This window comes from Streptomyces coerulescens (genome assembly GCF_042657965.1).
Lineage (GTDB): Bacteria > Actinomycetota > Actinomycetes > Streptomycetales > Streptomycetaceae > Streptomyces > Streptomyces coerulescens.
On sequence record NZ_JBHSKM010000001.1, the window covers coordinates 240,786 to 254,146 of the forward strand.

Sequence of the window (13,361 nt, forward strand, 5' to 3'; positions counted from 1 at the left end):
ACCAGCGCGACACAACATCTGGGGGTGGCGTGGCGGGTGAGCACAAGATGTATGCTCATGCTCGCTGTCGCCGCAGGGGAATCCGGTGTGAATCCGGAACTGTCCCGCAACGGTGTACTTGTGCATGTCTGTTCCCGAACGTCTGCACAGGAGTCAGTCCGAGGACCTGCCGACAGCGCGCCCGGCCGACCCGGCCGGTGCGCCCTGACGTCCGGGCCTCGTGGAATGGGCCGGTGGACGCGACGCCGCGTGCGCTCGTGTGCTGCCCCCTGCCCTCCGCAAGGCCCCCGTGCCGAGCGAGGGAGAGCCCCACGTGACCATCGCGCCAGCCGAACCGGCTTCAGCAGCGGTCGAGCAGGAGAACGACGGTCCCGGTGCCGCGCTGCTGCGGACCCTGACCGAGCTGACCGCCGACCTCCCCGACGCCGACCCCGGCCGGGTCGCCGCCGCCGCGCTGCGCGGCCGGTCCGCCCGGGCCGACGAGGCGGAGCTGCGCGAGTTGGCCACCGAGGCGGCGGCCGGTCTCATCTCCGAGGACCCCGCCTACAGCAGGCTCGCCGCCCGGCTGCTGACCATCTCCATCGCCGCCGAGGCCGCCTCGCAGGGGGTGACGTCCTTCACCGAGTCGGTCGCCGTCGGGCATCGGGAGGGGCTCATCGCCGACCGGACCGCCGAGTTCGTGCGGATCCACGCGGCCCGCCTGGACGTGCTCGTCGACACCGCCGCCGACGACCGCTTCGGCTACTTCGGCCTGCGCACCCTGCACAGCCGCTACCTGCTCCGGCACCCGATCACCCGTCGCGTGATCGAGACGCCGCAGCACTTCATGCTCCGGGTCGCCGCCGGTCTCGCCGAGGACGACAGCGTCCGCGCGCTGGACGAAGTCGCCGCGCTCTACGGGCTGATGAGCCGCCTCGACTATCTGCCGTCCTCCCCCACACTCTTCAACTCCGGCACCCGGCACCCCCAGATGTCGTCCTGCTATCTCCTCGACTCCCCGATCGACGAGCTGGACTCCATCTACGACCGCTACCACCAGGTCGCCCGCCTCTCGAAGCACGCCGGCGGCATCGGCCTGTCGTACAGCCGCATCCGCTCGCGCGGGTCCCTGATCCGCGGCACCAACGGGCACTCCAACGGCATCGTCCCGTTCCTGAAGACCCTGGACGCCTCCGTCGCCGCCGTGAACCAGGGCGGCCGGCGCAAGGGAGCGGCCGCGGTCTACCTGGAGACCTGGCACTCCGACATCGAGGAGTTCCTGGAGCTGCGGGACAACACCGGTGAGGACGCCCGCCGTACGCACAACCTGAACCTCGCGCACTGGATCCCGGACGAGTTCATGCGCCGGGTCGACGCCGACGGTGAGTGGTCCCTGTTCTCCCCCGCCGACGTTCCGGAGCTCGTCGACCTGTGGGGCGAGGAGTTCGACGCGGCCTACCGCGAGGCCGAGGAGCGCGGCCTCGCGCGCAGGACCATCCCGGCCCGCGATCTGTACGGCCGCATGATGCGTACCCTCGCGCAGACCGGCAACGGCTGGATGACCTTCAAGGACGCCGCCAACCGCACCGCCAACCAGACGGCCGTGCCGGGCCATGTCGTGCACTCCTCCAACCTGTGCACGGAGATCCTGGAGGTCACCGACGACGGTGAGACCGCGGTCTGCAACCTGGGTTCGGTCAACCTCGGCGCCTTCGTGAGCAACGGGGAGATCGACTGGGAGCGCCTGGACGAGACGGTCCGCACGGCCGTCACCTTCCTCGACCGGGTCGTCGACATCAACTTCTACCCGACCGAGCAGGCGGGCCGGTCCAACGCCAAGTGGCGGCCGGTGGGCCTGGGCGCGATGGGCCTGCAGGACGTCTTCTTCAAACTGCGGCTGCCGTTCGACTCGGCCGAGGCGAAGCAGCTCTCCACGCGTATCGCCGAGCGCATCATGCTCGCCGCGTACGAGGCGTCCGCCGACCTCGCCGAGCGCAGCGGCCCGTTGCCGGCCTGGGAGAAGACCCGTACGGCCAGGGGTGTCCTGCACCCCGACCATTTCGCGAGCGTTCGCCTGACCTGGCCGGAGCGCTGGGCCGCGCTGCGCGACCGTATCGCCACCACCGGCATGCGCAACTCGCTGCTGCTGGCCATCGCGCCCACCGCCACCATCGCGTCCATCGCCGGTGTCTACGAGTGCATCGAGCCGCAGGTCTCCAACCTGTTCAAGCGCGAGACGCTGTCCGGCGAGTTCCTCCAGGTCAACTCCTACCTGGTGCAGGATCTGAAGAAACTCGGCGTCTGGGACGCCCGCACCCGTGAGGCGCTGCGCGAGTCGGGCGGCTCGGTGCAGGACTTCGCCTGGATCCCGGCCGACGTACGGGCGCTGTACCGCACGGCGTGGGAGATCCCGCAGCGCGGGCTGATCGACATGGCCGCCGCCCGGACCCCGTTCCTGGACCAGTCGCAGTCCCTGAACCTGTTCCTGGAGACGCCGACCATCGGCAAGCTCTCCTCGATGTACGCGTACGCCTGGAAGTCGGGTCTGAAGACGACGTACTACCTGCGCTCGCGCCCGGCGACCCGCATCGCCCGTGCCGCCCAGGCCACCATCCCCGTACAGCAGCCGACGCCCGAAGACGCCGTCGCCTGCTCCCTTGAGAACCCCGAGTCCTGCGAGGCCTGCCAGTAATGACCGCCCGAAACGCCAACCTGCTCGACCCGGGCTTCGAGCTCACCCTGCGCCCCATGCGCTACCCGGACTTCTACGAGCGCTACCGGGACGCCATCAAGAACACCTGGACCGTGGAGGAGGTCGACCTCCACTCGGACGTCGCCGACCTCGCGAAGCTGTCCGAGGGCGAGCAGCACATGATCGGCCGGCTGGTCGCGTTCTTCGCCACGGGCGACTCGATCGTGGCGAACAACCTGGTGCTGACGCTGTACAAGCACATCAACTCCCCGGAGGCGCGCCTGTATCTGTCGCGCCAGCTGTTCGAGGAGGCCGTGCACGTCCAGTTCTATCTGACGCTGCTGGACACCTATCTGCCCGACCCGGAGGACCGTGCGGCGGCCTTCGACGCCGTCGAGAACATCCCCTCGATCCGCGAGAAGGCCGAGTTCTGCTTCAAGTGGATCAACGAGGTCGAGAAGCTGGAGAGCCTGCAGACCCGGGCCGACCGGCGCCGCTTCCTGCTCAACCTGATCTGCTTCGCGGCGTGCATCGAGGGCCTTTTCTTCTACGGCGCCTTCGCGTACGTCTACTGGTTCCGCAGCCGGGGCCTGCTGCACGGCCTCGCCACCGGCACCAACTGGGTGTTCCGCGACGAGACCATGCACATGTCCTTCGCGTTCGACGTCGTCGACACCGTCCGCAAGGAGGAGCCGGAGCTCTTCGACGACCAGCTCAAGGAGCAGGTCACCGACATGCTGCGGGAGGCCGTCGAGGCCGAGCTGCAGTTCGCGCGCGACCTGTGCGGTGACGGCCTCCCGGGCATGAACACCGACTCGATGCGGCAGTACCTGGAGTGTGTCGCCGATCAGCGTCTGACGCGGCTCGGCTTCGCTCCGGTGTACGGCTCCGAGAACCCCTTCTCCTTCATGGAGCTCCAGGGTGTTCAGGAGCTCACCAACTTCTTCGAGCGGCGTCCGTCGGCGTACCAGGTGGCGGTGGAGGGCACCGTCGACCTGGACGAGGACTTCTGAGCCTCGATCTTGTCGCGTTCCTGGGCCTCCCTGATCTGACGGTCGATGCGCCGGTCGTGCACGATCCCGATCAGTGACGGGAGGACCAGGACTGCGAACATTCCCAGCACGACGACCATGGCGAGCAGTGTCTGTGTCTGTTCTGTATTCATGACACCACTGTCGCGCCGGACACTCCTTACGAACAGTGGCAGGACTGCCGCGCACCCTCGATTTACTGCCAATGGCGAGGCACACTGGCAGCATGTTGAAGAACGTCGCCGCCGTCCTCCTCGACGGTGTTCACCCCTTTGAACTGGGCGTCGTCTGCGAGGTGTTCGGCATCGACCGCAGCGACGAAGGGCTGCCCACGTACGACTTCGCCGTCGTCTCGGCGGAGGGGCCGACGCTGGGCACCCATGTCGGCGGACTCTCCGTCTCCACGCCGTACGGTCTGGAGCGGCTGGAGGAGGCCGACCTGATCGCGCTGCCGGCCGGCCGCGACTATGTCGTGCGCGACTATCCGCCCGAGCTGCTGGACTGCCTGGTCAGAGCGGTCGAGCGGGGTGCGCGGGTGCTCAGCGTGTGCTCCGGCGTCTTCGTGCTGGGCGCGGCCGGGCTGCTCGACGGGCGGCGGTGCAGTGCGCACTGGAAGCACGCCGATGAGCTGTCCCGGCAGCACCCCGGAGCGATCGTCCAGCCCGATGTGCTGTACGTCGACGAAGGGCCGGTGGTCACCAGCGCCGGCACCGCCGCCGGTATCGACGCCTGTCTGCACATCGTGCGCCAGGAGCAGGGGCCGGAGGTCGCCAACAAGATCGCCCGGCGCATGGTGGTGCCGCCGCACCGGGACGGCGGACAGGCCCAGTACATCGAGCGCCCGCTGCCGCGCACCCGGTGCGACACGGTCGGCGAGGTGCTGGGCTGGATGGAGCGCCATCTCGACGAGGACGTCACGGTCGAGCACCTCGCCGAGCGCGCGCACATGTCCCCGCGCACCTTCGCCCGCCGCTTCCAGCAGGAGACGGGGACGACTCCCTACCGCTGGATCCTGCGTCAACGTGTACTGCTGGCACAGGAGTTGCTGGAAGCGACGGACGAGACGGTGGACGCGATCGCGGGCCGGACGGGGTTCGGCACCGCGGCCGCGCTGCGCCATCAGTTCGTCACGGCGCTGGGGACGACGCCCCAGGCGTACCGTCGGACGTTCCGGGGGCCGACCGCCGCATAGGCCGCAGCAGCAGGGTGTGCGGGTGCAGCGTGATCCCGACCCGCGTCGCGTCGTTGGAAGCGGGCACCTGCTCGAACCGGTACTCCGTGGACAGGGCCGACGTGATCAGCGTCAGCATCGCCATGGAGAAGTGGTCGCTCGGGCACTTGCGGTTGCCGACGCCGAACGGGCTCATGGCGTATTTCGGCACCTCCTTCGCCCGTTCCGGAAGCCAGCGGTCGGGGTCGAAGTCGAGGTTGCGCGCGTAGGACTTCGGGTCGCGCTGGACGGCGTAGGGGCTGTAGACGATGTCGGCTCCGGCCGGAATGCGATAGCCACCGAGTGACGTATCGGTCACCGCCCGTCGTGTGAGAATCCAGATCGCGGGGCGCAAACGCATCGCCTCCACCACGACATTGTTGGTGTGCCGCAGGCTGCGTACGTCCTCGAATGCCACGGGACGCCCGCCGGTGACGGATTCGGTCTCCGCGCGTATCTTGTCGGCGTGTTCCGGGTGTTCCGCGAGCACATGGAGCAGCCACAAGATCGTGGAGGCCACGGTTTCGGCGCCCGCGGTGAATATCGCGACGACCTGATCGTGGATCTCCTGCTCCCCGATGGGGTCGCCATTCCCGTCCTTCGCCTCCAGCAATGCCGTCAGCAAATCGTCCGGCTTTTGACCGGATGCCCGGCGTTCGGCGACGACCTCGTCGACCAGGAGATGGAAATCGGCCAGGGCGCGGTCGAATGCGCGGTTGGCTGGGAGAGGCAGCTTGTAAAGCGGCCCGAGCGGGATCACCATCCGCCGGTACATACTGCGGAAGAGGGTGTCGAGCGCGGCGCACAGCCGGTCGGCCCGCTCGTCCATGTACGCGCCGCGCAGCAGACACCGGGCGACGATCCGCACGGCGATCCGGAAGGACTCGGCGGTGCAGTCGATGGTCTCGCCGGGCTGCCAGCGCTCGGTCAGCGCATGCGCCTCCTCGGCCATGATCGGCCCGTAGCCGGGGATCGCGTCGAGCCGGAAGGCGGGCTGGATGGTACGCCGCTGACGCCGGTGACGGGGGCCGTTGGCGGTGGCCACGCCCTCCTTGCCGAGCAGGCTCTCCAGCGATTCCCACAGCGGCCCGGCGACATGGAAGTCGGTGCTCAGCGCCAGCGCGCCGGTGAGGTCCGGCGTGGTGAGGGCGTACACCGTCTTCGGTCCGAGCTTGATCCGTACGACGTCGCCGTGCTCGCGCAGCGTCGTCATGAAGGCCAGCGGATCACGCACCATCCGCCAGCCGTGGCCGAGAAGCGGAACTCCCCCGCCCGCGAGGGGCGGTTCACGCAGTTGGGCAGCCGCAACCGGCTGGGCCTCGGGACGTACCGACTCGACGGTCATTTCTCACCTGCCGCTTCGTTGTTGACGTACGGGGGCGTGGACCGGTCGTCCCAGCTGTCGACCCGGTAACGGCCGGACTCGTGGTGGAACCAGTAGACGGAGCTGAACCAGTTGCGCATATTGCCGACGCAGGCGCGCACGGCGGCGCCGAGTTCTCTGCCCCACAAGGTTCCGTCGGCGAGCAGGTCCGCGAATTCCAGGGCCTCCCGCTCGGCCGCCAGGAAATCGGAGACGCAGTCCTCGACGCGTCGCCTTACTTCCGTCACCGTCTCTTCGAGCGTCAGCCCCTTGTGGGTGATGAGACTGATTCCGAGATTGTGCACCTCGTCGCCCGCTATTTCCTTCGGGAATGAACACAGATCGTTGTACCAGGCGGCGAATTCCTGGCTCAGCAGAGCCGCCCGTCGAAATGCGGGATGTTGTCGTACGGAGTCCGGCAGTTCCATTCCTGCGCTCGGCTCCAGCAGATCGGTCCAGATCGCGTGGGCGAATGTGAGCCGGCGCAGTTCGAGGTATTCCTCGACGCTGGGTATTATCCCTTCGCTGCGGTTGCGGAACTCCTGGTCGTACGCCTCGATCACGGCGTGGAAGTGCCGGGCGAACCGGATGTTCCAGGTATCGGTCAGGAACGAGTACAACCGCCTCACACTGTCCGCGAACCCCGCGACCAGCGGGTCCGCATGGTGCAGATGGTCCTCGGGGGATTCGAGCGCCCGGTGCAGCAGGTCTCTGAGCCGTCGCCAGGCGACGGGGCGTCGGTGGACGATGTCGCGGTCGTGCCGGTCGTCCCAGACGAAGAACCACGCGCTGTAGTCCGCAATCGCCTGGAGCACGTCGTTGGGCGCACCAATGTAGTACCCCGCCATCAGGTCCGTGTAGCAAAGGCCGTCGGCATATTCTTCGACCTTGTCGGCCGGCATCAGCCGTTTTTCAAGCAGCCAGGCACGGGTCTTCTCCTGGAGCTGGGGCCAATACGGATGCAGTTGCCTGGGAAAGGCCGCTTCGATCATCGGGAGAGAGAGCGACGGTGGAACCGGGACCGCCGTCGGTGTCGCTGTGGTGCTGTCCGAGAAAGCATGCACGAACAAACTCCTCTCAGCCGCCAGTTGTGCAGTCGTGCACGCCCCTGGCGCAGTGCCGGGCGTGCGCCGTCGCGTATCCCCGCACTTCCATTCAGCACCATAACTGACCGTTTTGGGAACGGATTTGCTTCTTTCACTACCCCCGAGTGCCGAGATTCTCCCTCTTTGTGACTGGATCTGGATCACTACTTGCGTGTATGGGTTCGAACATGCGACGGACATGCGAACGGCGCCTGGTCAGGAGGGGGAACCTGACCAGGCGCCGTGCGTAAGTGACGTGTGGGGCCGAAGAGCCTTCTCAGTCGTTGGCGACCACGGGGTAGCGGGGCTCGTTCTCGGCCATCTGCCGCAGCGCGTCCTTGCGCTCGCGCTTGGAGAGCCGGTCGATGTAGAGGTACCCGTACAGGTGGTCCGTCTCGTGCTGCAAACACCGAGCGAAGTAGCCCGTGCCGCGCACCTTGATCGGGTTGCCCTTCTCGTCCTGCCCCGTCACCTCGGCGTAGTCGGGCCGGGCGAGCGGCGCGTACGCGGTCGGCACGGACAGGCAGCCCTCGTTGCTGTCGTCCAGCCGGCGCCGCTCGGCGGGCAGCTCGACGAGCTTCGGGTTGCAGACGACGCCGACGTGCCGCTTGCCCTCGTCGTCCATGCAGTCGTAGACGAAGACCTTCAGGTCGACGCCGATCTGGTTGGCGGCCAGACCCACGCCCTCGGCGGTGCGCTGCGAGGCGAACATGTCCGCCACCAGCCGGTCCAGCTCGGCGCCGAACTCGGTGACGTCCTTGCACTCCTTGTGCAGGACCGGGTTCCCCACCACGGTGATCGGCCGCGAGGTGCCGCGCTCACGCCAGGCGTTCTCGCGCTCCTCCGTGTCCTCGGTGTCGACGACGAACCCCTCGTCGTCCACGGGGAGCACGCCCGCGTGCTGCTGCTCGGTGTCCTGCTGGGCCATGACCGACGTATGCCTTCCTCAGAAAAACAGGGGGTGTGGTGCTGATACAGGGTACGGGGAGTCGCGCCCCCGAAGGGGCGCGGGACTGTGTCGATATGCGGCTCCGCCGCGTGGGCGCGACCGGCCGCACACAGCCTGTGGCCTGCTGACGACCTGGCCCCAACGGCGACTAGCAGACCTCTTCCAAGTCCCGCCAATCCCTGGAATCCGGACTGTCCGCAACCCACCCGTCCAGCAACCCCCGCACCAAGGCGGCCGGGGCGGCAACACCACACTCCCGCTCCGGCACCCACAGCTGCCCGTCCGTCCGATGCCCCAGCGGCCCGGGATGCCCCGGCTCACTGTGATCGTGCGGATCCAGATGCTCCCCGTCGCCCTCATCGGACGGCATCCGCGACTCGGAACACATCCGGCACAGCAACCGCACCGAGGAAGACCAGTCCTCGGCGGCAAACCCCGCGTCCGCGGCCAGCTGCTCCAGCGCGTCCCGGTCCGCCTCGGTGGCGGCCTCCAGGAGAACCACCCAGGTGGGCACGGGCGAGGGCGCCCACAGCTCGATCTCGTCGAAGACGGGGAAGGCGTGCCCGGACGCCGTGGTCCGCTCACCGTGCGGCACCCCGTCGTGCAGCACGACCTCGCCCCAGCGCCGCCCGGAGGACGGCAGCGGAATCGACAGGACCTCGATCCGGGCGGGGTCGAGCCGTCGCCCCCACACGACCTCGGCCTCCCCCTCCGGGGACAGCCGTACGGCCGCGCTGCCGAGGTCCATGCCGACCGGCTCGCCGGACTCGGTCGCCCCACCGGGCACCCGCAGCCCGTAGGCCTGCCAGGCCCGCCGGGCCAGCGGCCAGTCCTGCAGGGCGGTGGCCGCGATGCCGACGTTCCACCAGTCGGGCGCCCCGGTCTCCCGGTCGAGCAGCGCCACGGCACGCAGTCCGGCCGCCCGGGCCTGTTCCCAGTCGTGCCGGAACTTGTGCAGCAGCGCGAGGTTGAACCAGGACTCCGAAAGCCAGGGCTCCAGATCGGCGGCACGTGTCAGCAGCGCGCCCGCGTCCTCGTACCGGCCGTCGCCGATGAGCGTGAACGCCCGGTCGGTGGCCTGCCGCCAGGAGGCGGAGGGCCTGTGCCGTCCCTTGCCGAAGATCCTCACGATTCCCGCCTGCCAGTTCCGTGGAGTGGGCTGGCTAGTGCTCGCCCCCGGACACACTCTCATTCGCATCCAACCACGTACGGCTGGAAGGGCGCTCATTACCCATGGGTTACCCCGCACCAGGCCCTGTCAGACCGTCTCTGGACAGGACCGTCGCCAGTGACCCCACCACCTCCGGCGAGTAGTCCCCGGCGGTGGCAAGGCGCAGCTCCTCCAGGGCCTTCAGCGGCCCGCCCGGCCCGGCGCCCCGCGCCTTCTCCTCGTAGGCGTTGACCGCCCGCACGATCCGCGCGGCGACCGGTTGCTCGGGACCGGGGTCGGCGAGCCGCTCCACGACCGTCGCGACCTGCGGACTCACCCCGGTCTGCCGTACGACCGCCCCGCCGAGCAGCGCGATCCTGCGCTGCTCCTCGACGGGCAGTACGGCGGTGGCGCCGGCCGGCACCGGGTCGAGCAGGCTGAGCTGCCCGATGTCGTGCATGAGGGCCGCGTGCTCCAGCACGGTGAGCTCGGCCTCCGACAGGCCCATCTCCCGCCCGACCTCCCTGCTGAGCGCCGCCACCCGCCGGGCGTGTCCCACCGGGGTGTACCCGGCGATCTCGGTGGCCCGGGCGAGTGAGGCGATGGTCTGCCGGTAGGTGGTCCGCACCGCGGCGTACCGGCGGACGGACATCTGCGTGAGCAGCAGGGGCAACGAGAAGACGGGCAGCGCCCACAGCCCGACCACCGCGACCGCCGGCGCCATCACCGCGCCCGTCGCGCAGACGGCCGACCCGACCCCGAGGGTCGCCCGCAGCTCGTCGCGCAGCAGCGGCCCGAAGGGCCACCGGGTGCGCGCGTGCGCCAGCGCGGCCGCGAGCACGGCGTCGCACAGGGTGGTGAGGGTGAGGATCGCCAGCAGGAGCAGCGCGTAGGAGGTGCCCCAGCCGTGGAACGTGCCCTGGTTGAACAGGGGTTGGAAGCAGGCGGCGGCGAAGCCGACGGTGAGCACACGCCGGGCGAGATGGTCCAGCACGGGGCGACCGCGCGCGATGTGCGGGACGCAGCCGAGCAGCGAGGCGGCCAGGACGACACAGACGACCTGGGCGACGCCGTGCCGGCTGGGCTCACCGCCGCTCTCCCCCAGCAGGGCGTACGACAGCGCGGCGGCGGCTCCGAGCGGCGCGGTCTCCCTGCCTTCGGCACCGGTCCAGCGGGTGAGCTCACCGAGAGTGACAAGAGTCCCGAACGCGAGGGCGATGCCGCGGTCGACGAGGCCGTTCCCCAGCATGCCGAGCAGACAGCCCGTGGCGAGGAGGGCGGCACAGCCGCGGACGGCAGTGAGCAGGGCGGGTGGCCGTGGGCCGCTCATCGGTGCGCCCCGGGGGCGCCTGCGACCTGCGGGCGGAGCACGAGCGCGGCTCTCTCGTCGGCGGTCACTGCGGGGTGCCAGCCGTGCTGGTCGACGGCCCGGACGAGGGCGGTGACCATCCGGGGGTCGAACTGAGAGCCCGCGCACTTCTCCAGCTCCCGCAGGGCGACGGACACGGGGCGGGCCCGCGAGTAGGACCGGGTCGACGTCATCGCGTCGAAGGCGTCCGCGACCGCCACCACGCGTGCCGACTCCGGGATCTGACTCCCGCTCAGCCCGTAGGGGTACCCGGTGCCGTCCAGCCGCTCATGGTGATGCAGTACGGCGGCCCGCGCCTCGCCGAGGAAGGAGATCCCGCGGACCATCTCGTGTCCGTACTCGGGGTGCAGCTCGATGACCCGGCGCTCCTCGGGCGTCAGCGGCCCGCTCTTGCGCAGCAGCCGGGTGGGCACGCCCAGCTTGCCGACGTCGTGCAGGATCCCGGCGAAGCGCAGCACCTCGACCCGCTCGTCGGCGAGGCCCAGCTCACGCGCGATCATCATGGTGGCCTGTCCGACCCGCTCGCTGTGGCCTCGGGTGTAGCCGTCCTTGATGTCGACGGCCTGCACGAGCGCCCGGATGGTGGCCTGATGGGCCGCGCGTTCCCGGTGGTACTGGGCGAACGCCCACCACGACACGCACATGGGCAGCAGCACGAGCAGCGCGGACACGGGGCCGTAGGGACTGCGCCACAGCACGGCCATCATCAGGCCGGCGAGACCGTGCACGGCGATCGGCGCGAGCGAGCGCGGGAACAGCTCGCGCCAGGCCCGGCGCAGGGGCCGGCGCTCGGCGAGCGCGAGGATCCCGCCGTCGAGGGCGGTCAGGACCAGGCAGAACGCCAGGACCGCTGCTCCGGCGTGCCCGAGCACATGCGGGAAGTCGGCCGCCGCCACGGCGTCCCGCTCGCCCAGCGCCCCGTACACCCATGCGGCCGCCCATACCGCGACCACCAGCTGGGCCGCCCGCCACATCCGCCGCAGTGGCTGTGGCCGGCCGCCGGCCGGGGTGATCAGCGCCCCCGGCACCGCGACCAGCGCGGCGGCGGACGGTGACAGCAGGAAGGCGGCGGCGAGCAGCACAGGGTAGAACGAGCCGGACAGCCGCTCGCCCCCGGCGTAGAGCGCGGCCAGCAGGACCACGGCCCACCAGGGGATGTGCGGCGACGGCAGTGTGTGCAGACAGCACAGGGCGCCGAGGGCGACGAGGCCGATGTAGACACGGGCCCGTACGGGTGTCGCCTCCATACGCCCCTCCCCGGCCGCGCGCTTCAGGCATCGGAGCCTAGGGCGGCGAGGGGGAGGTTCGTGGTCCTACGACCGGGGGATTAGCACGTTCGAGTGACGGGTGTGCGTTCAGGATTCCTGTGGCGTGGCCGAGACGTCGTGCTCGGGCACGGCCTGTCCCGAACGGATCAGATCGAGCCGTCCGAGGACCTTCGAACGCAGGTCGGTGGGCACGTCGTCATGTCCGCAGCACCGCTTGACCAGCTTCTTCACGGCCTCTTCGAGCCCGTACTTCTCCAGGCACGGCGAGCACTCCCGGAAGTGCTGCTTGAACTTGTCGCGGTCGACGTCCGGCATCTCGCTGTCGAGGAACTCGTAGAGATGATCGAGTACCTCAGAGCAGTCCGTCTCGTGCGGCTCTCCGCAGCTCATGAGCCCGAGCCTTTCGCTTCGTTCGACTCTCCGGCGCCGGCCGGGACCAGCCCACGCTCACGGGCGTAGTCCTCGAGCATGCCGCGCAGTTGACGGCGGCCCCGGTGCAGCCGGGACATCACCGTACCGATGGGTGTCCCCATGATGTCCGCGATCTCCTTGTACGCAAAGCCCTCTACGTCGGCCAGGTACACGGCGATACGGAATTCCTCGGGGATGGCCTGGAGCGCTTCCTTCACGTCCGAGTCCGGCAGATGGTCCAGCGCCTGCGACTCCGCGGAGCGCAGACCCGTCGACATGTGCGACTCGGCGCGGGCGAGCTGCCAGTCCTCGATCTCCTCCGCCGCCGAACGCTGCGGCTCACGCTGCTTCTTGCGGTAGGAGTTGATGAAGGTGTTGGTGAGGATCCGGTACAGCCACGCCTTGAGGTTGGTCCCCTCGCGGAACTGGTGGAAGGACGCGTACGCCTTGGCGTACGTCTCCTGCACCAGGTCCTCCGCGTCGGCCGGGTTGCGCGTCATGCGCAGTGCGGCCGAATACATCTGGTCGAGGAATTCGAGCGCGTCCCGCTCGAAGCGCGCGCTGCGCTCGGCGGTCGACTCCGCGGACATGTCCACGCTCGTGCCCAGGCCCTCGGGCTGCTCCGCCTGGCCGTTGTCGGTCCCTGCGTCGGTACCGGGAACCGGACCCACCTCCTCAAGATTGCGGGCAGGGCCGAAACCGGTCCCACCTGAATCGGAGGATAGACGACCTGCCGTACCTGCCGCCCCTCGAATAGGCGTGGTCTTGGCCGCGTGCAGCACCGTCCAGTCCAGGTCGGCGCGGCTGCTGCGGCTCTGGCAGTGGGTCGAACCCATGCGGCGGACTTCCTCTCC

Annotated in this window: 12 protein-coding genes and 1 riboswitch; of the genes, 3 read left to right on the plus strand and 9 right to left on the minus strand. The window is 69.4% G+C overall.

The window, feature by feature from the left end:
- The first annotated feature begins 51 nt into the window (after positions 1-51).
- A riboswitch (cobalamin riboswitch) is annotated at positions 52-188 on the plus strand.
- Between the two features lie 125 nt (positions 189-313).
- Positions 314-2,671 carry a ribonucleoside-diphosphate reductase subunit alpha gene (locus ACFPQ9_RS01060; RefSeq protein WP_380844931.1) on the plus strand — a complete coding sequence of 786 codons (2,358 nt, stop codon included), beginning with the start codon at positions 314-316 and terminating at the stop codon, positions 2,669-2,671.
- Positions 2,671-3,684, plus strand: a complete 1,014-nt coding sequence (locus ACFPQ9_RS01065; protein WP_380844934.1) for a ribonucleotide-diphosphate reductase subunit beta — start codon at positions 2,671-2,673, stop codon at positions 3,682-3,684. Before ACFPQ9_RS01060 ends, ACFPQ9_RS01065 begins: the two co-directional genes overlap by 1 nt.
- On the opposite strand, the gene ACFPQ9_RS01070 is transcribed toward ACFPQ9_RS01065, so the two are convergent.
- A complete protein-coding gene (locus ACFPQ9_RS01070) occupies positions 3,597-3,836 on the minus strand; it encodes a hypothetical protein (RefSeq protein ID WP_380844937.1) in 240 nt (79 codons plus the stop codon). The two genes, ACFPQ9_RS01065 and ACFPQ9_RS01070, sit on opposite strands and share 88 nt — an antisense overlap.
- Positions 3,837-3,928: 92 nt before the next feature.
- Here ACFPQ9_RS01070 and ACFPQ9_RS01075 point away from each other — a divergent pair, with 92 nt between their 5' ends.
- Positions 3,929-4,894, plus strand: coding sequence for a helix-turn-helix domain-containing protein (locus ACFPQ9_RS01075; protein ID WP_380844940.1), 966 nt, complete (start codon positions 3,929-3,931; stop codon positions 4,892-4,894).
- On the opposite strand, the gene ACFPQ9_RS01080 is transcribed toward ACFPQ9_RS01075, so the two are convergent.
- From ACFPQ9_RS01080 to sigR, 8 genes are all read right to left on the minus strand, one after another.
- Positions 4,830-6,257, minus strand: coding sequence for a bifunctional albaflavenone monooxygenase/terpene synthase (locus ACFPQ9_RS01080; protein ID WP_380844943.1), 1,428 nt, complete (start codon positions 6,255-6,257; stop codon positions 4,830-4,832). The genes ACFPQ9_RS01075 and ACFPQ9_RS01080 overlap by 65 nt on opposite strands.
- Complete coding sequence (gene cyc1 / locus ACFPQ9_RS01085; RefSeq protein ID WP_380844946.1) at positions 6,254-7,339, minus strand: epi-isozizaene synthase; 1,086 nt, start codon at positions 7,337-7,339, stop codon at positions 6,254-6,256. The genes ACFPQ9_RS01080 and cyc1 overlap by 4 nt, the downstream gene beginning before the upstream one ends.
- Positions 7,340-7,637: 298 nt before the next feature.
- Positions 7,638-8,288, minus strand: a complete 651-nt coding sequence (gene def / locus ACFPQ9_RS01090; protein ID WP_380844949.1) for a peptide deformylase — start codon at positions 8,286-8,288, stop codon at positions 7,638-7,640.
- 169 nt (positions 8,289-8,457) lie between these two features.
- Positions 8,458-9,438: a tetratricopeptide repeat protein gene (locus tag ACFPQ9_RS01095; RefSeq protein ID WP_380844952.1), complete on the minus strand. Its 981-nt coding sequence runs from the start codon at positions 9,436-9,438 to the stop codon at positions 8,458-8,460.
- A gap of 109 nt (positions 9,439-9,547) precedes the next feature.
- Positions 9,548-10,789, minus strand: a complete 1,242-nt coding sequence (locus ACFPQ9_RS01100) for an HD-GYP domain-containing protein (RefSeq protein WP_380844955.1) — start codon at positions 10,787-10,789, stop codon at positions 9,548-9,550.
- Positions 10,786-12,075, minus strand: a complete 1,290-nt coding sequence (locus ACFPQ9_RS01105; RefSeq protein WP_380844958.1) for an HD-GYP domain-containing protein — start codon at positions 12,073-12,075, stop codon at positions 10,786-10,788. The genes ACFPQ9_RS01100 and ACFPQ9_RS01105 overlap by 4 nt, the downstream gene beginning before the upstream one ends.
- Positions 12,076-12,183: 108 nt before the next feature.
- Positions 12,184-12,486: a mycothiol system anti-sigma-R factor gene (rsrA, locus tag ACFPQ9_RS01110; protein ID WP_380844961.1), complete on the minus strand. Its 303-nt coding sequence runs from the start codon at positions 12,484-12,486 to the stop codon at positions 12,184-12,186.
- Positions 12,483-13,178, minus strand: coding sequence for an RNA polymerase sigma factor SigR (gene sigR, locus ACFPQ9_RS01115; protein WP_380845195.1), 696 nt, complete (start codon positions 13,176-13,178; stop codon positions 12,483-12,485). Before sigR ends, rsrA begins: the two co-directional genes overlap by 4 nt.
- Positions 13,179-13,361: the final 183 nt, after the last annotated feature.